This is a genomic window from Polyangium spumosum, from assembly GCF_009649845.1.
Lineage (GTDB): Bacteria > Myxococcota_A > Polyangia > Polyangiales > Polyangiaceae > Polyangium > Polyangium spumosum.
Map to the genome: position 1 here is coordinate 1 of NZ_WJIE01000001.1, position 22,456 is coordinate 22,456.

19 protein-coding genes are annotated in these 22,456 nt (G+C 66.1%); 12 read left to right on the plus strand and 7 right to left on the minus strand.

Annotated features, from left to right (window positions below):
• Positions 1-527 precede the first annotated feature (527 nt).
• Complete coding sequence (locus GF068_RS00005; RefSeq protein ID WP_153817240.1) at positions 528-1,232, plus strand: DUF4145 domain-containing protein; 705 nt, start codon at positions 528-530, stop codon at positions 1,230-1,232.
• A gap of 1,167 nt (positions 1,233-2,399) precedes the next feature.
• Positions 2,400-3,236, plus strand: a complete 837-nt coding sequence (locus tag GF068_RS00010; RefSeq protein ID WP_240806611.1) for a TIR domain-containing protein — start codon at positions 2,400-2,402, stop codon at positions 3,234-3,236.
• Here the strand turns inward: GF068_RS00010 and GF068_RS00015 are convergent.
• From GF068_RS00015 to GF068_RS00030, 4 genes are all read right to left on the minus strand, one after another.
• Entirely contained in the window at positions 3,228-3,446 is a 219-nt protein-coding gene (locus GF068_RS00015) for a hypothetical protein (protein ID WP_153817242.1), read from the minus strand. The genes GF068_RS00010 and GF068_RS00015 overlap by 9 nt on opposite strands.
• Positions 3,443-4,270, minus strand: coding sequence for a P-loop NTPase family protein (locus tag GF068_RS00020; protein ID WP_153817243.1), 828 nt, complete (start codon positions 4,268-4,270; stop codon positions 3,443-3,445). Before GF068_RS00020 ends, GF068_RS00015 begins: the two co-directional genes overlap by 4 nt.
• Before the next feature lie 20 nt (positions 4,271-4,290).
• Positions 4,291-4,620: a hypothetical protein gene (locus GF068_RS00025; RefSeq protein WP_153817244.1), complete on the minus strand. Its 330-nt coding sequence runs from the start codon at positions 4,618-4,620 to the stop codon at positions 4,291-4,293.
• A gap of 877 nt (positions 4,621-5,497) precedes the next feature.
• Entirely contained in the window at positions 5,498-6,295 is a 798-nt protein-coding gene (locus tag GF068_RS00030; protein WP_170319221.1) for a DNA-methyltransferase, read from the minus strand.
• Between the two features lie 657 nt (positions 6,296-6,952).
• Between GF068_RS00030 and GF068_RS00035 the strand changes: the two genes are divergently transcribed.
• The 4 genes from GF068_RS00035 to GF068_RS00050 all read left to right on the plus strand — a co-directional run bounded on the left by GF068_RS00035 (position 6,953) and on the right by GF068_RS00050 (position 13,006).
• The gene (locus tag GF068_RS00035) at positions 6,953-8,668 is read left to right on the plus strand and encodes a recombinase family protein (RefSeq protein ID WP_240806612.1); all 1,716 of its coding nucleotides are present in this window, start codon (positions 6,953-6,955) and stop codon (positions 8,666-8,668) included.
• A gap of 251 nt (positions 8,669-8,919) precedes the next feature.
• Complete coding sequence (locus tag GF068_RS00040; protein ID WP_153817247.1) at positions 8,920-9,759, plus strand: DNA-methyltransferase; 840 nt, start codon at positions 8,920-8,922, stop codon at positions 9,757-9,759.
• 97 nt (positions 9,760-9,856) lie between these two features.
• On the plus strand, positions 9,857-12,502 hold the full coding sequence (locus GF068_RS00045; RefSeq protein ID WP_240806613.1) for a phage/plasmid primase, P4 family: 2,646 nt from the start codon (positions 9,857-9,859) through the stop codon (positions 12,500-12,502).
• Positions 12,503-12,793: 291 nt separating this feature from the next.
• Positions 12,794-13,006 carry a hypothetical protein gene (locus GF068_RS00050; RefSeq protein ID WP_153817249.1) on the plus strand — a complete coding sequence of 71 codons (213 nt, stop codon included), beginning with the start codon at positions 12,794-12,796 and terminating at the stop codon, positions 13,004-13,006.
• On the opposite strand, the gene GF068_RS00055 is transcribed toward GF068_RS00050, so the two are convergent.
• From GF068_RS00055 to GF068_RS00065, 3 genes are all read right to left on the minus strand, one after another.
• Positions 12,972-14,126 (minus strand): DUF4236 domain-containing protein, encoded by a 1,155-nt coding sequence (locus GF068_RS00055; RefSeq protein ID WP_153817250.1) that lies wholly within the window; start codon positions 14,124-14,126, stop codon positions 12,972-12,974. The genes GF068_RS00050 and GF068_RS00055 overlap by 35 nt on opposite strands.
• 243 nt (positions 14,127-14,369) lie before the next feature.
• Positions 14,370-14,858: a gas vesicle accessory protein GvpU gene (gvpU, locus tag GF068_RS00060; RefSeq protein WP_206079368.1), complete on the minus strand. Its 489-nt coding sequence runs from the start codon at positions 14,856-14,858 to the stop codon at positions 14,370-14,372.
• A 189-nt stretch (positions 14,859-15,047) separates the two neighbouring features.
• Positions 15,048-16,058, minus strand: a complete 1,011-nt coding sequence (locus GF068_RS00065) for an AAA family ATPase (RefSeq protein WP_153817251.1) — start codon at positions 16,056-16,058, stop codon at positions 15,048-15,050.
• A gap of 1,063 nt (positions 16,059-17,121) precedes the next feature.
• Between GF068_RS00065 and GF068_RS00070 the strand changes: the two genes are divergently transcribed.
• The 6 genes from GF068_RS00070 to GF068_RS46020 are packed head-to-tail and all read left to right on the plus strand — an operon-like array spanning position 17,122 to position 22,387.
• Positions 17,122-17,532 carry a hypothetical protein gene (locus GF068_RS00070; RefSeq protein WP_153817252.1) on the plus strand — a complete coding sequence of 137 codons (411 nt, stop codon included), beginning with the start codon at positions 17,122-17,124 and terminating at the stop codon, positions 17,530-17,532.
• Positions 17,533-17,555: 23 nt separating this feature from the next.
• Positions 17,556-17,837 carry an HNH endonuclease signature motif containing protein gene (locus GF068_RS00075; protein ID WP_153817253.1) on the plus strand — a complete coding sequence of 94 codons (282 nt, stop codon included), beginning with the start codon at positions 17,556-17,558 and terminating at the stop codon, positions 17,835-17,837.
• Entirely contained in the window at positions 17,792-18,181 is a 390-nt protein-coding gene (locus GF068_RS00080; protein WP_153817254.1) for a hypothetical protein, read from the plus strand. The genes GF068_RS00075 and GF068_RS00080 overlap by 46 nt, the downstream gene beginning before the upstream one ends.
• Before the next feature lie 3 nt (positions 18,182-18,184).
• Entirely contained in the window at positions 18,185-18,709 is a 525-nt protein-coding gene (locus tag GF068_RS43265; protein WP_170319223.1) for a hypothetical protein, read from the plus strand.
• Positions 18,710-18,713: 4 nt separating this feature from the next.
• The gene (locus tag GF068_RS00085; RefSeq protein ID WP_170319224.1) at positions 18,714-20,123 is read left to right on the plus strand and encodes a terminase large subunit domain-containing protein; all 1,410 of its coding nucleotides are present in this window, start codon (positions 18,714-18,716) and stop codon (positions 20,121-20,123) included.
• Entirely contained in the window at positions 20,120-22,387 is a 2,268-nt protein-coding gene (locus tag GF068_RS46020) for a phage portal protein family protein (protein ID WP_153817256.1), read from the plus strand. The genes GF068_RS00085 and GF068_RS46020 overlap by 4 nt, the downstream gene beginning before the upstream one ends.
• Positions 22,388-22,456 lie beyond the last annotated feature (69 nt).

Here is a 22,456-nt window from a genome sequence, read left to right on the forward strand (position 1 = left end):
GCTCCTCGCGTCGAGCCTCGCGCCCCTCGTCGAGGACCTCGCCGCGGAGGGTTTCCGCCGCCTTGGTTTCCGCCACCTCGACCCCCCCGGATGCGGGGGTGGCGGAAATACGACGTCGAGCGCGGTCCGGGCGCCTCGACCCCGGGGAAGATTTCCGCCGAGGGCCGGCCGCCTCGCCGAGGGGCCCTCGACCCCTTGCGCGCGCCGAGCTCGCCGAGCTCGAGGCCCTCGACCCGGCCCCGGCCTCCCCGTCGCCCTCGACCTCGGCGGGATCGCCCGCCTCGACCAGGACCCCCGCGGCAACGTGCGACTCGGCCGAACCCCTCGGCGAGGCCCTCGCGCCGAGCCTCGCCACGCTCGCCGAGGAGCTCGCCGCGAGCGATCTTGCGCCGAAAGTGGAACTGTGTAAGGGTCCGTCCGGATGGTCCTCAACCAATCAACCCGCCGGCACCAGTAGCCGGTAATCAAAATGCGCGTATCAAGCGTGCGGTTCCGCATAGCCACCGAATCAGCAGAACGAGTATCCCATGCCGCTTACCCCTCAAATTGACAAGGACATCCGCGCCCGGTTTAAGTCTTTACAGGCCAAGGGCACCGATCTTGTGCAGCGGATGAAGCAGGAGGTTCGTCACAATGTGTACGACCTCACTTCTTTTGGTGACGAGTATTTCGCATTTCGGACGAGCTGTGTCACTCTCATCGAATACCTGTCGCACGGGTCAGGGCGACTGGCGAATGTCGTCAAGGAGATTTATGAGCAGGGCGAGACTTATCTCGGTGCACGGGCACTACTTGGCATAATTTGCGGCTTGTCTGATGACTATGATAACGGATTGCTCGATAGCATGTTTGCTCGAATGGAAGCAGAAATCGCTGCTGACTACCTGGGGCAGGCAGAAGCTCTTCTCAAGGAGGGACAGCCGGGTAAGCACGACCATGTCCCTGCCGCGGTTCTGATAGGGGCGATTCTGGAAAAGACGCTTCGTGACCTCTGCCGTAGACAAAGTCCACCCATTCCTTTGGTTACGCCTGCGGGCGGACCCAAAATGCTAAACGGCCTCATTGACGAACTAAAGAAGGCGGGGGTTTTTAATGAACTCAGAGCGAAACAGCTTCGCCATTGGGCGGATGTTAGGAACGCGGCAGCACACGGTGACTTTGAAAAATTTACTCGTGCTGACGTCGACTCGATGCTTTCAGGGGTTGGTCAATTTTTAGCAGATTACTCGTAGACGACTGAAGGGGCGCGGTAAGCGACGCCCAATGCTCGCCCCTGGAGAGAACTTCCCACGATAGGAGATGACGAGTGTCCGCATATACACTTAAAAAGAAGCGCAATACGGATGAGCTGCATCTGTTCGAGGCCATGAAGCAGACAAACGGTCAAATTAGCCCCAAGCCACTGTCCGTGTGTCGAAAGATGAGCGCCAACGAAATGAGCAAAAACGAATTCATTGGTCTTTCTGACTTGCAGGCGCGTATCCGTTGTGCGGCAATAGGCCGTTCGGTGTGCGGCACCTGCGTCAGTCACTTGTACGCAAGGTATTAGTCACAGCAATGGTGTCGCTATGATGTCACGTAGCACTACCTCGATGCCCGAGTCGCCACGAGGTCGAGCTCCACGAGATGCTATCCGTCGCCTTCGATCGCGAGACTTTCTTTACGCTCAGGCTCGAAGCCATCGACCCCTCGGATTCGATGGCTGATTTCGAGCACCTCATGGAGTACAAATAAACTCGGGATTCGACCCGATCGACGTCCTCACCCCGACGATCTCGAGCAGAACCAGGCGTGATCCCGCCTCCCCGGGGGGGCTCCGCTTCCACTTCTCCAGATCGTCGTCCTCCGCGTCCTCGAGCAGATCGTTCTCTTCCTCGGTCGCCAGATCGAACGGAGCCCCCTCGACCGCATCGAGGATCGGAGCCCGCTACCGGATGCTGGGGTGGCGGAAGTACGGCATCGAACGATGCCGACCTCGTCGCGATTGGTGAAACGATCTGGGCGACAGGGCTTGCGCGTGTGTGGCTCATGTGGGAGGGTCCCATGTCCGTTCGTCGTGGTGGGTTTGCTCTCGGTGGATTAGCTCGCGTTCATGGATTGTAGCAATGGATGATGATGTCCTCGACGACCTTGTGCGTATAGTTCGACGTTGTGAGCGTGCAGCGAACACGCTCGACGCTGAGCCAATTGCATCGGCCTGTGCTCGCCTTCGGAAGGAGGCCGAAGATATTGCTAAGGCATCCTCGGGAGGATTGCTAGGGTATCATTCAACCGTATACACCGAGGGACTCCGCCCCAGAGGCCCGGGAGATTACTTTGACACAGAATGGGGCGGCGAGCGTGTATCTTCCGCGGGCACTCGAGGTGGACCGTGGGTAATATACGATTACGAAGCCTTGATGACCGAGATAAGAGAGCGCGCAGGCGGTGTTGATGTCAAGGTTCTCGACGATGCCGCTGAGACAGTCAGGGAGATATTTGGCGATTGCCGCGATGAGTTGCTCCCTACGATTGACGCGCTTCTTGCGATTAAGGATGATGATGCAATCAAGAAGGTGCGCGCGGAAGTTGCGTCCCTGAAGCCATATTACACAGAACGAGAATTGTTCGAGGCGATGATCGCGGGCAAGGAGTTCGGCACTCGCGACCGCCGTGCGGCGGCGGAAGGTATACGTACCCCGCCACATCTAAAAGTCATTCTCTATGTCGCGTCAATACTTTCTTGTCAGAATGGGGTACGGGAGCTTGCAAAGCAGGCTCAGTACCTCGTCCGGTACCTTCAAAAGACCCGCAAAATGAAAGGGAAAACCGTGGCAAAAGTGGATGGCAAGATTTTTATTGGACACGGACGCTCTCGTGTGTGGAAGGATTTAAAGGACTTTCTGCAGGATCGTCTGAAGCTTCAGTGGGATGAGTTCAATCGCGACCCCACTGCGGGGCTCTCAACGAAAGAGCGCCTGGAAGGCATGCTGGACGAAGCCTGCTTCGCCTTCATCATCATGACCGCTGAAGACGAGCGGGCAGACCAGACCAAGCACGCACGGGCCAACGTTATCCATGAAGTCGGCCTCTTTCAGGGACGACTCGGTTTTAAGCGCGCCATTGTCTTGCTTGAACAGGGATGCGAAGAATTCTCGAATATCGTAGGTCTCGGTCAGATTCGCTTCCCGCCGGGCGATGTCGCATCCAAATTCGAGGATATTCGCTTGGTCTTGGAGCGTGAGGGCCTACTCTAGCCCACGCCCCCCACGTTCGCTTTCGACGTTGGCCCTATTATCGGATGCTTTAAGGATCCGCTTCCACGTCGCCGGCCCGTCTTCCCCTTCCTCGAGCAACTCGATCTCCTCATCGGTCGCCGGAACGAGCGGGGCCCTCTCGACCGCCTCGAGCACCGGATCCCGCTTGCACCCAGGCCCCTCGTCCCCGTCATCCTCGCCGACCTTCACGCGCCGCCTTCTTGCGGACCGACGCGCACGACCGCCGCGTGCTCATACACCCGCTCCGCGGTCCCGCCCCCGTAAAACCTCGCCATCTCCCGCTTGGGAAGCCACGTCGTGAAGATCGTCTTGAGCTCGGGCCGCTTGTGCCGATAATCGATCACGTCCCGCGTCCCGGTGATCCTGTCCGGAATCCACCCGGACGCGGCCGGCGCACCATCGAGCTCGTCCCCCACGTCATCGAACACCAGCACCGTCGCCCGCTTCGCCTCCCGCCGCGCCTCGATCGCCTCGGGACTCTCCCCGCGCACGTCCCGCACCGCGACGAACCGCGCCCCTCGCGCGATCCGCACCTGCTCCGCGAGCCGATCCGACGCGAACCGCGGCCGCTCTCCCGGCCTCGCCGCGGGCCCGCTCCCGAGCGCCGCCATCCGCGTGTCCTCGGGCAACGCGTCGAGCGCGCCCCGCTCGATCACGCGCCGGAGCATCACGCACGCCGCCGAGGTCTTCCCGACCTGGGGCTTGGGCCCGAGCAGGACCACATTCCGGCCCGCCTCGACGGCCTCCGTGAGCTCCCGCCGAACCCGTGGCCATTCCTTGATCCGCGCGTGTTTCAGCCGCTCGGCCGCCTCATCGTCCCCGGGGATCGCCCACTGGAAACGCGGCGGGATCGAGCGCAGGGCCGGAAGCAGCTCCCGCTGATACTTCGCCCGGACCTCGTCCTCCACGCACCCCGCACACACGCCCGGCAGGCGCGTCGTCCGCCCGCAGTCATTCGCGCACGCGTACACCCCGACGGGCGGCCCTGCAAAACGCGTCAAGGTCTCCGCCATCGATTGAAAGCCATCGCGCCTCATAAGTACCCACCTCCGGGCGAAGCCATCGAATCGTCCGAATCGAAGAGCTCGGGAGGAGCCTCCTTTTCGCAGGCATCCCCGAGCGGCTGCAATCCCACGGCCCGACGAGGACCGGGCCCCGCCGTCCGCCTGTCCTCGGTCATGGCCTGCTTCCAAGCGAACTTGATCCCCATGCGGATCCAGTTTTCCCAGGCTGCCCCCCAATCCGCCCAGCGCTGATCCTTTGCCCTCGCCTTGCTGCAAAACGTGGCGATCTCGTGATCCACGTCCGCCTCGGTCCACGCGAGCCCGGCCTCTTTCGCTTGGGCCAGCGCCCATTGACGCATCGTCGGTGAGGGAGCCCAGCCATCCGGCAGAGGTGTCGACGGCTTTCGCCGTTTCGCTGCCTCGCGCCCGTCGCTCGCCGAGGCGATGCCCACGAGCCCCACCTGGTAGGGCCCGGCCTCGCCCCGCGCCGCGCCTCGAGCCCGCCGCTTCGAGCTCCGCGCTTTCGTCGCCTCTCTCTCTGGATCTCTTTCTGGATCTTTCTGATCATGATCCAGAGAGAGAGGGAGAGATCCGGGCCCCGCTGAACCGCCCGGCGGTCCAGGGTGCACCGCCGGGCGGTCCAGACTGGACTGCCGGGCGGTCCAGGCTTGCGCGTCCTCGGCGCCGCCCTGAACCGCCGGGCGGTCCAGGACCGCGTTCTCGCTGGACTGCCGGGCGGTCCAGGCGTCCACCGCGCCCCCGGCAACCTCCGCGCCATCGTGAACCGCCGGGCGGTCCAGGCTGGACTGCGGGGCGGTATAGGCTCGCGCGTCCTCAGAACCGCCGGGCGGTCCAGGCTGCACCGCCGGGCGGTCCAGCCGCTTCGAGGCCCGCTCCCGCCGCCGAGGCTCCCCGGGCGGCCCGCTGAGGGCCTCGAGCGCGATCCGGAAGGGCAACACGGGCCGCCGCGCGGTCGGCCCCTCGACCACCAGGACGCCGAGGGTCCGGAGGAACGCCACGACCTCGGCGACAACCGATTTCGACGTCCCGAGATCCCGGGCGATCGTCCCGAGGTTCGTCCGCGCGACCCCGTCGTGATCCATGCGGAGCGCAATCGCGAGGAGGACCGCCTTTTCCGCGAGCTTCAGATCGGCCCGCGTCGCCTCCCGGATCGCGCAGATCGCCACCGCGCCCAGGCTCCGACCTCCACCGAGTGCGCCGGGATCGAGCAGCATCCTATTCCCCGAACAGTCCGAGTTGGTGCGCCTTCCGCATGTGCCGCGCGTCCGTGCTCTGTGACTTGATCGCCTCCCGAGCTCGCGCCGCGATCCTCTTGTCGATCTCGCTCCCGAGGAACCGCATCCCGAGCCGCCGCGCGGCAACCCCCGTCGAGCCGCCCCCCGTGAAGAAATCGACGACGAGGCCCCCGGGCGGAGCCACGACCCCGAGACAGCGCTCGATCACCTCGGGAGGCTTGGCCGTTTGGTGATTCCGCGCCTCATGGTGGAGCCGCGAGCCGTTCAGGACGTCCCCCGTGCTCGCGTCGTGGAAGATCCCCGTTCCTTTCACGAAATGGAGGACGACCTCGTGTTGACGCCGGAACCCCGTCCCGAGGGCCGGAGCTCCCTTGTCCCAGATGATCATCCCCTGCCAGCGCAGCCCGCTCGATTCGAGCGCCGGAGCGAGGAGCGGAACCATCCGCCAATCGCAAAAGACCCCGAGGCTCCCGCCCTCGACCAGGATCCGGAACGCTTGAACCGCGACGCAGCGGAGGAGCCACACGATCCCCGCCGAGCCCATGTTGTCATTGATGAACCAGCCCATGGCCTTCACGCTTTGATGCCGGATCATCCCGCGGGACTGGCGCTTGGCGGACTCCGTGTACCCGCCCGAGCAGTAGGGCGGATCGGTCCAAACCGCATGCGCGCACGCGTCCGGGAGCGTTTCGGCGAAGTCGAGCGCATCAGCCGTGCTCACGTGCCACCCGGCCGAGCCTGCGATCACCTCGTCGGTCGAGCCCTCGCGCCCAAGCATGAGCGAATCGGGAGCCGCTGACATCGAGCGAGCCACCATGGCGAGGACAGTATCAGCCCGCGATCGAACGTCTCAACTGAAACCGAATGCAACAGCGGACATTATCCGTCCGATCGCATCGACACTGTAACGATACGGAGCCCCCGGAAACATGGCCGTCCGTGCCTTTCATCACCGGCCAGGACAACCGCGTGGAAGGCCGATTTACCGCCACTTCTGCGACGAATGCGCGCCCCAGCCTATGATTCACGCGGTTCCAGCATGGGACACATAATGTCCTAGGTTGCGTCATTCCATGCTGGCACTTCACGACCGGCCCGGCCGATAGTGCTCCCATCGACCCCGGGGCGGGCCCTGGGGCTCGCTTCACCCGAAACACGCGATGGCACGTCGAGCGACCCGTCCCAAGAACGAGCCGAGCAAGCCCCACGAGGAGGGCGCAGAGGTGCCCAACCCCTGCACTCCGTGCGCGCAGCCCACGCGAGGAGCAGGGAAGGGGACCACGACGAAGACGAGCCCCACGGCGCACCAAGACGAGGTTCGGATCACCGTGGGCCCTTCCCCCGCGGGAAAACGCTTTGATCGCGAAGCGTTCGTCCGGGCACTCGCGGCGCTTGTCGTGGCAGACCTTTTGGACTATCCTCCCAAGCCGTGACCATGCGATTGCTCAACATGCGGATCGCGCTGTACGCCCGGCGCTCGACCGACGAACACCAGATGGCCTCCGTCGAGGTCCAATTGCAGGAGGCGCAGCGTTACGTCCTCGCGAACGGGGGGACCGTCGCGCCCGATCACGTCTTCATCGACGACGCCGTGAGCCGCGCCGAGTTCAAGAAGCGGCCCGGCCTGATTTCGCTCTTGAACGCCGCGAACGCGGGCCAGTTCGACGCCGTCATCGTCCGGGATGATTCCCGCCTCGGCGGGGATACCTTCCGGTCCGGCCTCGTGATCCAGGACCTTTTGGAGACGGGAACGCGCCTCTTCTACTACTACAAGAACGAGGAGGTCACCCTCGACGGCGCCGTCGACAAGTTCATGATCGCGGCCCGGAGCTTCGCCGCGGAGCTCGAACGCGAGAAGACATCCCAGCGCACCCACGAGCACCTTTTGACGAAGGCCCGGCGCGGGCTCGTCGTCGGGGGGCGCGTGTACGGCTACGACAACGCCGAGGTCCTCGATGGCGAGCAGCGCGTCCGCGTCGAGTACAAAATCAACGAGGAGCAGGCGCAGATTATCCGCGAGCTTTTCAAGCGGTACGCGGACGGCGAGGGCCTACGCTCTATCGTCAAGGACTTGAACGCGCGCCGAGTTCCGCCGCCGCGCGCTGGCAAGCGAGGGACGGGATCGTGGGCGACCTCGGCCGTCTGGTCGATGCTCCGCCGCGAGCGCTACCGCGGGATCCTCGTCTGGAACACGAGGGAGAAGACCTACAAGGGCGGGACGAAGGTCCGGATCGCGCGGGATCCTTCCGAGTGGATCCGCGCCGAGGCGCCCCAGCTTCGGATCGTGGACGACGAGCTTTGGTTTGCCGTCCAGGCCAGGGCGCAGACGCAGGAGCACCGCGAGAGCCGACGCGGCGCCGGGCGACCCGCGCGCCACCTCCTGTCAGGCCTCGGCCGCTGCGGTCAGTGCGGCGGACCGATGACCGTGACGAACGGCAAACGCAGCTACGAGACCGTGAAGGTCTACGGCTGCGCCTACAGCCGCGATCGGGGGAAGGCTGTCTGTACCAACACCCTGCGCCGGCCCGTGGACGGCATCAACAACGCCGTGGCCAAGTGGATCTCGGAGACCGTCCTTTCCGAGGAGCTCCTTCTGGACGTGCTCCAAAACGTCCGGGAGCGGCTCGCCGAGCGGACGACCAAGACGACGACGGATCTGCCCCGGATGGAGAAGGAGGCCACGCGGCTCCGGACCGAGATCGATCGTCTCATCACGGCCCTGGCGACGATCGACCAGAAGCCCGAGGCCGTGATCCGCGCCATCGCCGAGCGTCAAGAGGAGCTCTCCGCGCTCGAGGCCCGGCTCCGCGGAGCCAAGGCAGCGCCCGAGGCGATCCACCTCGAGCTCCGGCGGATGGAGGCGGAGGCCCGCACGCGGCTCGATGAGCTGAAGGGGATCTTGACCCGCAAGCCCGAGCAGGCCCGCGAGGTGATCAGCATGCTCTTCGAGGGGCCGATCAAGCTCACGCCGATCGAGACCCCAGAGGGGAAGCGCTTCTGGGTGGAGGGGTCCGCGAACCTGTGGGCCTTGCTCGCGGCTGGATGTCTTAAATCAGCGTCCCCAGGGGGACACGAACGGTACTGCACTTCAAAAAAGCGGCGAATGCAGGGGTATCAAATGCCCCTCCCGGTCCAAATCCTCTGGAACTGATCCTCTCGCCATCCTTGGGCCCGCGCTTGCCTACCGCTGCGGCGGCGTGACGCGGCGCGCGCCCGGCATCCAACTCGACATGGCCCCGAGGTCTCGGGCGGGAAGGGGGTAACCTCGGCCGCTCGGGGTCGATCGTTCCGGCATTGGTGCGATCGGACATTATCATTCCGATCATGATCGGACGGATTATGTCCGTTACGTCCACTGGAATCCGTTGAAATCATCGACTTTCGGCTGATAGGGTCCTCGCCATGGTCGCTCGACCGAAGGCGGCGGATCCCGAGGTGCTCGCGCACGGGCGCGAGGGCTCGCCGGACGAAGTGATCGCAGGCTCGGCCGGGTGGCACGTGAGCACGGCTGACGCGCTCGACTTCGCCGAAACGCTCCCGGACGCGTGCGCGCATGCCGTGTGGACCGATCCGCCCTACTGCTCGGGCGGCTACACCGAGACGGCCAAGCGCCAAGCGCGCGGGATGCTCCGGCATCAAACCGTCAAGAGCCTCGGCTGGTTCATCAACGACAACATGGGCTCGGCGGGGATCGTGTGGCTCCTCCGCTGCGTCGCGGTCCAAGCGTTCCGGATCCTGCTCGAGGGCGGGAGCCTCGGCGTCTTCTGCGATTGGCGGATGGTTCCGCTCCTCGCGCCGGCCCTCGAATCGAGCGGGCTGCGCTGGCAGGGGATGATCATCTGGGACAAGGGAGCGCCGGCCCTCGGGAGCGGGTTCCGGCGCCAACACGAGGTCGTCCTTCACTTCGTGAAAGGGACCGGCGTCTTTCACGATGCGAGCACGGGGGACGTTCTGAACGGCTCGCGGCTCCACCATGAGGCGCGGAATCACCAAACGGCCAAGCCTCCCGAGGTGATCGAGCGGTGCCTCGGGGTGGTCGCTCCGCCCGGGGGACTCGTCGTCGATTTCTTCACGGGGGGCGGCTCGACGGGCGTTGCCGCGCGGCGGCTCGGGATGCGGTTTCTCGGGAGCGAGATTGATCGGGGGATCGCGGCGAGGGCGCGAGAGGCGATCAAGTCACAGAGCACGGACGCGCGGCGCGTGCGGAAGGCGCACCAACTCGGCCTTTTCGATGGCGAGTAATCTCGTCGATTTTCGGAGAACGAACATGGACCTCGACCCGAAATATCTTCCGGATCCTGACGATCCGCCCTCGCTCGCCGCTTCTCTCTACGTGAGCATGGGATGGCGGCCGATTCCCCTCTGGTCCGTCGATCCAAGGACGGGCGCCTGCGAATGCTCGCGCGGCATGCGCTGCGGGGGTAGCGCGGGCAAGCATCCGCGCATGCGCGCGTGGCAGGAGTTGCAGCCGACGCGCGAGGATGTCCTCGCCTGGTGGAAGAAGTGGCCCGGTGCTGGGGTGGGGCTGGCGATGGGCGGCGAGGCGCGGCTCGTCGCGCTCGATATCGACGGGCCTGCGGGGCGGGAGAGCTTGGCCGCGCTCGAGGCAGTCCACGGGCCGCTTCCGCGGACGTTGGCGTCGCGCTCCGGGCGAGTCGACGGGGGCGAGCATCGGCTGTTCGTCGTTCCGGAACACTTCGACATGAGCGCGATCCGGAACAACGCGGGGAAGATCGCGCCCGGGCTCGACGTGCGCGGGGAAGGCGGGCAGATCGCGACGTGCCCGACCGTGCATCGCACGGGGAGCGTCTACACGTGGACGGATCGTGTCCCGGTGGCGGAGTTGCCGCGGTGGCTCTTCGAGCGGATGGCATCGACGAGCACGCGCGCGGCTGCTCCGGCGCGCGCCGAGGCGACCGCGGCGCCCGAGGCTCCCTCCTTCGGCGAGGATCACGCACGGTATGCGCGGGCGGCGCTGAATCAGGCGATCGAGGCGGTCGAGCGCGCGCCGAAGGGCTCCCGTAACGACACCCTCAATCGTGAGGCGTACTCGCTCGGCGGGCTGGTCGCGCGGGGGCTGCTCTCGGCGAGCGAGGTCGAGGACGCGCTCCATGGCGCGATGCTGAACGGTCGATGGGATCCCGAGGCGATCAAGGCGCAGCACCTCCGGACGTTGCGCCGGGCGCTCGAAGATGGGCGCGCGGCGCCTCGGACGGTTCCGGCGCGGTCGAGCCACGGGCGGGGCGGGAGTTCCTCCGATTCGCTGCACAACGCGAGGTCGCGCGAGCCGGATCGGGCGGCGGAGTCATTCGGGGAAGACGACGACATCGAGCGGGCGGCGCTCGTGACCGAGGGCAAGCGGACTCCCGCTCGGCCGGATGCGGGCCGAGCTCCGAGCCCCCCGCCTGCGCCTCGGGCGGGGACCGCTCCGGTCGAGGGCGCGGCGAGCCCTCGGCGAGACGGCGCGGCTCGAGCTCCGCGCGCGCTGCCTGCGCTCCGCCCGGGGACGGGTGAATGCACCGAGCTTGCCAATGCTGAGGGCCTCGTCGCTCACCACGGCGCGGACCTCCGCTACGTGGAGGAGCTCGGCGGCTGGCACCATTACGACGGGCGGCGCTGGTCGCGCGATACGCCTGCTGTAGAGCGGGCGGCGAAGGATTACACGCGGCTCCTTTCGCTGGTCGGGGCGGAACGTCTCGCGGCGGCGCGGAGGGCCCTCGATGCGGTGGAAGGGTCCGCGGACGAACCGGCGATCCAGCGAGCTCGGGCCGCGCTCGATGGCGCGCAGCGTCGCCAGGCGTGGGCGATGCGCTCCCAGGGGGCGCGCGCCCTCTCGAACATGCTCGCGCTCGCGTCGTCGGAGCCGGGCGTGGTCGAGCGGGCGTCGGCGTTCGATGCGGATCCGTGGGCGCTCTCGTGCCTGAATGGCGTGGTGGACCTGCGGACGGGGAAGTTGCGGCCGCATCGGCGGGAGGACCTGATCACGCGGCTCGCTCCGGTCGTGTACGATCCCGCGGCGCGGTCGGAGCTCTGGGAATCCTTCCTCCACGATGTGACGGGCGGCGATCAGGAGCTCGCCGGGTTCCTCTGCCGGGCCGTCGGCTACTCGATGTCGGCGGACACGAGCGAGGAAAAGCTCTTCTTCGTGCACGGGCCCGCGGCCTCGGGCAAGTCGACGTTCCTCGAGGCCGTCAAGGCGGCGCTGGGGGACTACGGGATGACGTCCGATTTCGAGACATTCCTCGTCCGGCCGCAGGTCGGCGCGCCTCGAAATGACATCGCCAGGCTCGCGGGGTCGCGGTTCGTCGTGTCGATCGAGGTGGACGACGGCAAACGGCTCGCGGAGGCCCTCGTCAAGAGCATCACGGGCGGCGATACGGTTACCGCTCGAATGCTCTATCAGGAGTCGTTCGAGTTCAAGCCGAGCTTCAAGTTATGGCTCTCGGCAAACCACGCGCCTCGGGTGAGTGACGATGATCTGGCCATGTGGCGGCGGATCCTGCGTATTCCGTTTGACCGGGTGATCCCGAAAGAACGGCGCGACAGGCGCGTAAAACGGACGCTCACCGACGTGCGAAAATCGGGGGCGGCTATCCTCGCTTGGGCGGTGCGTGGTTGCCTCGCCTGGCAAAAGGACGGGCTCGCGGTGCCTGCGTCGGTCGAGGCTGCAACCGAGGCGTACCGGCAGGAAAACAACCCGTTGCGGGACTTCCTGGACGACGAATGCGTGGTCGCCACGGATCGGGCGCTTTGGCCTGATGTCTGGGTGACGCGCTCCGCCCTCCGGGAGGCTTACGAGCGCTGGGGAAAGGCGAACGGCGCGCGGCATTTGCTCGGGCCGAAGGCGTTTACGCGTCATCTGCGGGAGCTCGGCTGCAATGACAAGGCGAAGCGGTGGGTGGACAATGCTTCGGTGCGAGCTTGGGAGGGGATCCGATTGCGACAGGCGGCGGACGATGCCGTGGAAGGCGTGGGCCATGCGTAATCGCGGGACGCGAGGTTATCGGCGGCCGGACGGGGGAGGCGCCCTCGGGCGGTGCTGGTCACGACATGGTCAGATGGCGCGCGGCTGGGCAGGATCACGTGTCCAGGAATTTCGTTCGAGGATTCGGGCACTTGGGCCCGTTCTGGTCACGTCTGGTCACGTTTTTTGTACTCTCGCGCGGGGGTGTACGCGCGCGCAGGATCGGGAGTTTTCAAGATCGGTGACCAGACGTGACCAGGTGACCAGGCGGCCGGTGGTGGTGCGTGGCGCGGGCTCGATGGGAGGTGACGCGTGAAGGTCGGCGAGGATGATGGCGACGAGGGGCCCGAGGACGATCTGGATCCGGTGCTCGAGGCGGTCCGGCGCGCGCCGCTCGTTCCGGCGACCGAGGAGGAGCTCGCGCTGCTCGAGGAAGCGGAGCGGGAGGGGCCGGCGTCGTGGAAGCTGCTGCTTCCCCTGCAAGAGGGGTCTACGCCTCGCTTCGTTCGAGGTCGTCGGGGGTGAGGGGCTCGATCCGGTCGAGGCCCGAGTTCTTCTTGTGCTCCATGCGGTGCTCGAAATTGGCCATCGAATCGGAGGGGTCGATCGCTTCGAGCCTGAGCTGGAAGAAGGTCTCGATGTCGAAGGCGACCGAAAGAATGGGGTAGCGATCCGGGAGGCCCGTTTGGCTGTTCGTCCACGGGTAGGCGACGTGGACCAGCGTGACGGGGATCCGGAGGATCGCGAAGACCTCCCGAGCGATCCGGAGGGCGGCGCTGCACACGTGGTCCTGATAGATCGACCAATACCGCTGGGTCGGCATCGTCTTCCGGGAGATCCTACCCGTCGACGTGTAGGAGACGGCCTCAACAGGCAGGACGCTTTGATCGTTCGCGGTGAGCCACGCCTCCACACACCACGGGCGGGTGATACACACGTTCAGCGAGGATCCGAGCTGCTGGAAGGCTTGGAAGGGGCCGAGGTGGTCGAGGACCGCCTGGCAGGCTTCCGGGTCGCCGGAAAGGACGCCTTGCGCGGTGCGCTGAAACCATTTCCAGCGGTCGAGCTCGTTCATGTACGCGGCGTAATGGGCGGCGTACTCCTGCTCGTCCTGGGCGCGGGCGACGTGGACGGCTTGCTGGAGCTCATCGAGTCGGCGATCGGCTCCGGTGAGCTTCCCGAGGACGCTGGGGCGGTGCGCCTGGAGGGCCTGGAGGGCGGCGGCCTCGCGGTGGTTCTGCCGGTACGGCTGCGGCGGCGGGGGCGGGGGCGAGGCGGCGATCTGGCGCCAATCCCAGGGGGACCACCCTTCGTGGTGAAGCGTGGTCAGGGCGCGGAGGTGCTGCTCGTGGAGCTGGACCTCGTCGGGGATCGGCTGGTGGTAGAGGGCGCGGCTCGGGTCGTGCTGGGCCGCGAGCATCTGCTGATACTGCGCGCCGGCCGAGGAGCCGACGCGCTGGCCGGCGCCGAGGTTCTGGCTCCAGTGGAGGCCGGTGCCGGGGAGGCCGAAGTGGGCGCGGGGGCCGGAGGGGCCGGTGCCGACGCGGAAGCCGGGAACGCCCCAGGATGCGCCGATGCCGCGGCTGCTGAGGTTGACGCGGAAGCCTCCGGGGATCTTGATGCTCTTGCGGAAGCGGAGGGACATGGCGGACCGTGGGGTGGGTTTGGCATCTCGGGAGTGCCATACCTCGGTTCGCACGTTCGGGGACGGGGTGCAAGGGGGGCTCGGTCCGACCGATCAGTCAGCTGCGGGAGTTCGGACGAGGGCCTTGGGGTTGAGCGGGATCTAGCGCCGAGGTGATCCTGCGGGCTCCGCTTGCTTCGGCCGATTGAGAAGGATGTCGTCGCAGGAAAGGTCGAGGAGCGTCCGCTGTGGACAAACTAAGTATCAACCTTGCATGTCCAAGATGCCGAGACAGAAGCCCCCGACTTCCGAAAGCCTTCCCCGCCACCACACGCCATTGTTGGACGGGATAGGTTTTCCACCGACGTGAAAAAATCGCGCCTCTTTCAGATGAATGTATTGAGGCAGTGGCTTAGGCTCGTTTCCGTCAGCGGGTTTAGTGAAATTTTCACCCAGCCGACTAATCGTACTACGGAGCCTTTCTTTTGTTTCATCACTACCGGGCGTTGCAGCAGCGAGCTCCGCGCCGACTCCCGAGAAATACTTATGTCCGCTCACCAGAGTTCCAGATACCAGTAATCCCCCCACCTGAAGGGTAACACCGAGACTGGCATCTGTGCCGTTGATCATCTTTACAAGACCCTGCAGGAACCAATCGGTTTTCGTCTGCTGCGGAGCCGTGCCGGATGCAGTCGTGGCGGGTGCCGGTGGGTCAGGGGGTGCGGCAAAAAGTGCAACGATGTTCTCGTCCATGCCTGTCTTCCATTCTCACGTTCCGTAGGTCTTCCTACGCCGGCGGCGCTGCGCTAATCTATTGCGCGCACTTACATGGTTCGGCTACTGCTCTACGCCCATTGCGACACCCTTCACCAATCGCGCGTTGAGTCACCGTGGCCAGATCGAAATCCTGAACGACACTGCCAGCTAACTCCTTCCACTCACTTATCCACCAAGTTTTTCACGGAGCAATTCTGATCGGAACGGCCCGATCCCTTGCGGAAACGCAGCTGTGGTGACGTTACCGTCTGCGCCACGCTCAATCTCAATCAATCCGAACTTGTCGCGGCGGTCCGTCTCTTCTTGAGCCCGCTGCCGAAGGAGCTCGAAAAACGACACCGAGTGTGTCGAGACGATTACCTGTGCGTTGGCGTCTGCCGCGCTCCAAATGATATCGGCGATTTTGTTCAGCACGCGCGGGTGCTGGAAGCACTCAGGCTCCTCTATGAGGGCAGGAAACTCGTCTGCACCGGAGAGTCGCGCCACCAAGGAAAGTAGCCGCTTCATGCCATCGCCAAAGACCGCGAGCGGGATGGTCCTGTCTGCATACATTGCATGCGGCTCCCACCGGGCGTTGTCCACTGGAATGGCACGAATATCCGCAAGATCAGGATCGATAACCTTTAGGTGTTGCACCAACCGCGCGTGCGTCGACTCGCCGCGGCGCGCGATTATGCCCACGGCGTCAACGAGTTCATCTGGTGATATTTGCTGATCTGTAAGCAACCGAGCAAACCCTGGGAGGTCACCGCCACTATGCATGACAGTGAATGTTCTCCCTTGGGCATCGATAAAAAATCGACCACTACGAGGGTGCCCGGCGACGTATACAGCCTGAGGTCGCTTTAGCTCTGTCTGCTGCAAATGCTCCGTATCCGTCGATTCGATTATCGATACACGCTTCAGCGTTGTGGTCACCTCGGTTCCGTCATGACGCTGCACGACTGTCTTGGTTTTTTCGTGCGGCAGCATTGCAGAAAGCATTGAGAGCCCGGGCCACCCGCGGCGACGAACGATTTCGGGCAACGCCTGGACACCGCCGATAGATATGGCGAGAGCCTCTAAAAGCGTGGACTTGCCCGCATTATTGGGAGCGACAAGGACCGTAACAGGGAAGAGCGGAACATCTGCCGAGGTGATTCCACGAAAGTTTTCGACTTTAATCCGCGTCAACATGCCGAGACCCCATGCATGACCGAAATGATACGGAGGCCGCCAACTCACCGTTAGCTAAGCGCGCCATTGCTCCCGTCCGAAGAATCGAGCGGTTGGCCGAATAAACCAGCGGTGAGCATCGCACATCCGGTGTCCGCTGGCAAGGTGTCCGTTTGTCGCAAGAGGCTCGGCATCCTGTTGGGCGGGCCGGGCTCCTGCCTATGTAAGCGATCCCGCCGAGGTCGAGGGCGACGGGGAGGCCGGGCCTGGTCGAGGGGCGCGAGCTCGGCGCGCGCAAGGGGGTCGAGGGCCCTCGGCGAGGCGGCTGGCCCTCGTCGAAAATCTTCCCCGGGGTCGAGGCGCCCGGACCGCGCTCGACGTCGTATTTCCGCCACCCCCGCATCCGGGGGGGTCGAGGTGGCGGAAACCAAGGCGGCGGAAACCCTCCGCGGCGAGCTCCTCGACGAGGGGCGCGAGGCTCGACGCGAGGAGCTCGATCGCGGGTTCGTCGGAGCCGCACGTTGACCGAGGGGCCGGCGTCGAGGCCGGCGATCGAGGCGAGGTCGAGGGCGACGGGGAGGCCGGGCCTGGTCGAGGGGCGCGAGCTCGGCGCGCGCAAGGGGGTCGAGGGCCCTCGGCGAGGCGGCTGGCCCTCGTCGAAAATCTTCCCCGGGGTCGAGGCGCCCGGACCGCGCTCGACGTCGTATTTCCGCCACCCCCGCATCCGGGGGGGTCGAGGTGGCGGAAACCAAGGCGGCGGAAACCCTCCGCGGCGAGCTCCTCGACGAGGGGCGCGAGGCTCGACGCGAGGAGCTCGATCGCGGGTTCGTCGGAGCCGCACGTTGACCGAGGGGCCGGCGTCGAGGCCGGCGATCGAGGCGAGGTCGAGGGCGACGGGGAGGCCGGGCCTGGTCGAGGGGCGCGAGCTCGGCGCGCGCAAGGGGGTCGAGGGCCCTCGGCGAGGCGGCTGGCCCTCGTCGAAAATCTTCCCCGGGGTCGAGGCGCCCGGACCGCGCTCGACATTTTATTTTTTGCTTCCCCTGATCCCCGACCGGAGCGACCCTTCGACGAAGGGAGGTCCGCTATGGCCTCGATGGATTCCAATTGGGAAGAGGTGGTCAATGTCGTCGCGGCGCGTACCCCCGGCGCGGCGCGCGTGGAATCGCGCCTGCTCGGCTGCATCGAGCTTGCGGAAGCGGGGGCCATGATCGGCGAAGCGACCACGCATCCGGATTGGCGCCGTCGGCTACTGCGGCGGCTTCGGGCGCTCGAAAAGGAGCACCACGTCGAGATCCTCGTTTCGCGCAGGGGTCGGGAGGGGGCGATGGTGCGGATCGAGGGGCTTTATCTGGCCTGTCCGGTTCCGGTCGCGGCGGCGCTGGCCGTTCAGGAGCTCCGCGAACGGTGCGTCGCCCTGGAGCAGCGGCTCGCGGCGGTCGAACGCGAGATCGGCGGCCCGGCGTCTACAATGCGACCGAAAACGGGCCAAAAATGACACGATCGCGGCGTAAGGGCGAGATGGCAGAACCCAGGGCCGAGACCCCTCAAAGCCGTTACCGGCGCATCGTCCGCGAGGTCCTCGACGCGCGCGGGCGGTTCTGCGAGTGCTGCGGCGTTCCGGCGCGGCATGTTCACCATATCATCCCGTGCTCTATCTCGGGGATCGCCTCGGAGCTGGTCTTCGATCCCGCCAATCTGATCGTGATCTGCAACGATTGCCACATGCTCATGCACCCCCTGATCCGGAGGCCGTCATGGACCAAAGCAGCGAAGGGCCGCGGGATCGCGCTCAACCGTTGACCCCGGAGGAAGCCGAGCGCGCTTCCGCCGAGGGCCGGCCCGAACCGAACCCCAACGCGCCGAAGATGGACGCGGACGTCAAGACCCTCCGCTGGCTGCTCCGCGTCGAGAAAAGGCGGCTCAAGGAGGCCGTGCGCATCGAGCGGGAGCGGCGGATCGTCTTCCCGGAAACGAGCGTGATCCTGCGCGATGTCCATCGGCTCCTCGATGCCATTGCCATCCGCGAAGGGCGGCTTTCCTCGCGTACGGCCACGGCTCCCGAACCGGAACGCTTCGAGGGGGGCTCGAAGGGCGGCGCGAGATCGCGGGACGAATTCGACGATTTCCGGAACCTGCTGGAGTAGACCATGAGCGGCCGGCCGACTCTCCGAACCCCCGAGGTTGAAAAGCAGATCCTCGACGCTCTCCGGCTCGGACAACTGCATCGCCCGACCGTCTGCGCGCTCGTCGGGATCAAGCCGCGCACGTTGCGGGATTGGCGAAAGCAGGATCCCGCCTTCGACGCTGCGATCCGAGCCGCGGAAGCGAAGGGCGAAGCGCGGCTCGCCTCGATCGCGACGCAAGGGGCCGCGGACGATCCGCGCCTCGCGCTCGACATCCTGCGCGCGCGGTATCCCGAGAAGTGGAATCGCAGGCATACGCGGGTCGATGGCAACGTCCACGTGGACGTCGCTCGTCCGTCGACGCTCCCGAAGGAGCTCCGCGCCGCGTGGGACGCGGGCGCGAAGAGCGGGTGGAAGGATCGGAAGGCTTGTCGGGAGCTGGAAATCTATTGGGCGACGGGGGAGATCGGGAGGCCCGAGCAGATCGCGGCGCTCGAAAAGCTCCTGGCCGAGCTCAAAGCAAACCCGGAGCCGTACCTCGGGGAATAGCTCGATGGCGAAGGCTTTCGGCTATCGGGTCGGCGATTTCTCCTACCGGGAGCACGGCCGGATCGCGGCGGCCCCCTCCGAAGGCCTCGCGGCGTTCATACCGGCCGTAACGCCCGGGTATTCGCGCCCGGATCATCTTGGCCCGCTGATCGAGCTCCTCGAGCGCGCGCGGCGCGAGCCTGTCCGCGCGGTGATCCACGCTCCGCCGCGCCACGGGAAGACGGACACGATCCTCCATGCGATTGCGTGGTACCTGCGGAAGGATCCCACCCTCCCGATCGCTTATGCGACGTACGGGATCGAGCTAGCCAACAGCAAGAGCCGCGACGCTCGGGCGATGGCGCGCGCGGCCGGCGTCGAGCTCGATGCCGGGGCGAAGGGCGTCGGCGAGTGGCGCACGCGCGAGGGCGGGCGGGCCGTGTTCACGGCGCTAAACGGCTCGCTGACGGGCAAGGGCTTTCGGGTCCTCTTCGTGGATGACCCCTTCAAGAACCGGATCCAGGCGGAAAGCCCGACCTATCGCTCGCGGATCTGGGACCTCTGGCAGGGCTCGACGATCAACCGTGTCGAGCCGGGCGGGAGCGCAATCGTCCTTGCCACGCGGTGGCATCCTGAAGACCTCTCGGGGCGGCTGATCTCCCAGGGGTGGCAATACCTCCGCCTCCCTGCGCTCTCCGACGACGGGCGCGCGCTCTGGCCCGAACGATGGCCCGCGGCCGAGCTCGAAGCACGGCGGCGCGAGGTCGGAGAGTATACGTGGGCCTCGCTGTATCAAGGCGTCCCGAGGCCTCGGGGCGGGGCCGTGTTCAACGCTGAGCCGGCCCTCTATACCTCCGCGGCCCTCGACGTGGTGCGGGAGTATCGCGACGGGATCGGCGTCGATTTCGCGTATACCGCGCGGAAGCACGCGGATTACTCGTCGGCGGTCGTCATGCGCTCGCACGAACCGGAGCGCGGGCGGCGCGTTTACTACGTGCTCGAATGCCTGCGGAAGCAGGTCCTTGCGCCGGAGTTTGCCGCGGAGGGCGCGCGGCTGCAACGGGCGCACGGGGGATGCAAGGCAATGGGCTACGTCACGGTGTTCGAAAAGATGATCGTCCCCTTCATGTCGGATCGGGGCTTCACGGTCGAGGCGCGCCGGGTGAAGGCGGACAAGTTCACGCGGGCGCAACCCTACGCGGCGTCCTGGAACGATGGGCGCGTGCTCCTCCCGGAAGACGTGGGCCCGGATTCGTGGGTCAACGTCTTCCTGGCGGAGCATCTTCGGTTCACGGGGCAGGACGACGACGAAGACGACCAGGTCGACGCCGGCGCGGCCGCGCATGACCTGCTCGCCTCGCCCGCGGGGCGGATTGCGGGATCGTTCTCCGCGGCGAACAAACGGCCGGTGAAGCTCACGAGGTACACCCGATGACTCGCGCTCCTCGCGTCCGCTACGCGCAACATGTCTTCGCGCCGCTCATGGGCTGGGATAACGATCGCGTGCGGCAAGCGCTCGAACGGCATGAGGCGGGAGACTTCCGCGAGTCGGCGGACCTCGCGGAAGCGCTGTTGACCGACGAGCGGCTCGATGGCGCTCTCCAGCAACGGATCGACGGGCTGCTCGCGCTGCCGCTCTCCTTCGAGGTCTCGACCGAGACGGGCGACGCGGCGGCGGCGGAGCTCGCGCAGAAGAAGGCCGCGGAGGTCTGGTGGCGCTTTTGTCCCGAGCCTGTCCTGCGTGACGTCCTGAAGTGGTTGATCATGCTCGGCGTCGCGGTCGTGCAACTGAATTGGACCGAGGAGCGGGGGCAATGGCTGCCGCTGCTCGAGGTCTGGCATCCGCGCGATCTGTGGTTCGATGGGCATGAGGTTACGTACAGGGTCGGCACTCCGACCGCGCAGATCGCGCTCGGCGCGGATCCGTATAAGTGGGCGATCTTCGCCTCGGGGAGCCAGACACCCTGGATGAACGGCGCCGTCCGCCGGGTCGCGATGTACTACCTCGCGAAACAACAGATGTTCACGGATTGGGCCCATTACTCCGAGGTCTACGGGCATCCTACACGCGTCGGGAAGTATCCCGCGGGCCTCGATGAGAGCGACGAGACCGCGCGGGAGCGCGACGCGTACCAGGATGCGCTCGTCAACGCGGGGAAATCGCCGGTGATCATGCTCCCGGTGGATATCGACAGCGAAGGCAAGGCGGCTGCGGGCTGGGATTACGAGCTTGTTCAGGCGGACGGCGCGAGCGCGGTCGAGGTGTTCGAGCGCGGGATCCGGTACTGCGACAGCGCGGCGGCGATGGCGATCCTCCGGCAGACGCTCACCATGGAACCGGCGCCGATCGGCTCGCATGCACTCGGGAAGGTGCATAACGCGGTTCGTCACGAGGGGAAGCGGGCGGACACGGAAGGGCTCGCGACCACGGGGCATTACGAGGTGTTGCGGCCGTGGGCCCTGTTCAACTTCGGGGATGAACGTCTCGCGCCCTGGCCAAAGTGGGACACGAGGACGCCCGAGGAACGCGAGGCGCAAGCCGAGGCCGAGGTGCTCGAGGCGCGGCGGCGCGCGGACGTGGCGAAGGCGGAAGCGGAAGCGCGGCGCGCCGTCGCTGAGGCGAAACGGGCGGAAGCCATCGCGGCGGCTGAGGCGGCGAAGCTCCGGGCCGAGACGCTCGAACGTGTCGCGGGCGCGGTCGCTGCGCTCGGCGCGAGCACGCTTGCGAGCCGCGTGGATTGGGACGCGCTGGCGAAGGACGGGGGGCTTCCCCTGGCTCCGGCGGGCAAGTCTCAGCCGCGGGAGCTCGGGCGCCGCGCCTTGTCGGGCGGCGGGAAGGTGCTCCACGTCGTGGACGGCACGTATGAGCTCTTCCGCGCTCACTTCTCGCGAGGCCGGCGGCGCGTCGTCGATGGGAAGGACGTCAAGGCGACCGTGGGCATGGTCGCGTCCCTCGTGGCCCTGCTCGAGGCCGGCGAGGTCACGCATCTTGCCGTGGCATTCGACAACCCGATCACGAGCTTCCGAAACAAGCTGTTCGAGGGATACAAGGACGATTCCGTCGTCCCGGCGGCCCTGCGCGCGCAGTTCGAGGACGCGGAAGCGGCGGCGCGCGCGCTCGGGGTCGTGGTCTGGTCGATGGACGAGTTCGAGGCCGACGACGCGCTTGCCACGGCATGCCAGAAGTACGCGCAGAACTTCGCCACAATCCGCCTCCTCTCCCCGGACAAAGACTTGGCGCAATGCCTGACACGCGCGGGCGTCGTGCTCGTGGATCGTGCTCGTGGTCGGGAGCTCGCGGCGGATGGCGTGCGGGAGCGGTTCGGCGTCGATCCGGAGAGCATCCCCGATCTGCTCGCGCTCGTGGGCGATGCCGCCGACCAGATCCCGGGGCTCGGTGGGGTGGGCATCGAGGCGGCGGCCGCGCTCTTGTCGAGATACAGCCATATTGAAGATATCCCGGAAGATGCGGCGGCTTGGGACGTCGAGGTCTGGGGCGCGGAGCGTGTCGCGGCGGCCCTGAAGGCCGGTCGAGAGGACGCGCTCCTGTACCGCGAGCTCGCCACGCTCGTTCGGAATGTCCCCCTCGAAGAGACTGCGGCAGAGCTCGCATGGGGTGGGGAGAACGAAGGCTTTGGCGCATGGTGTGAGAGAATGAATGCAGACCATTTGAAGGGACGGTTACCTGTCGCCGGGTGAATTGGCGTCGATTTCGTGCTCGTCTTCAATTGACGCGCTGAATCATCCATCAATCAGCCAGATCTGGCT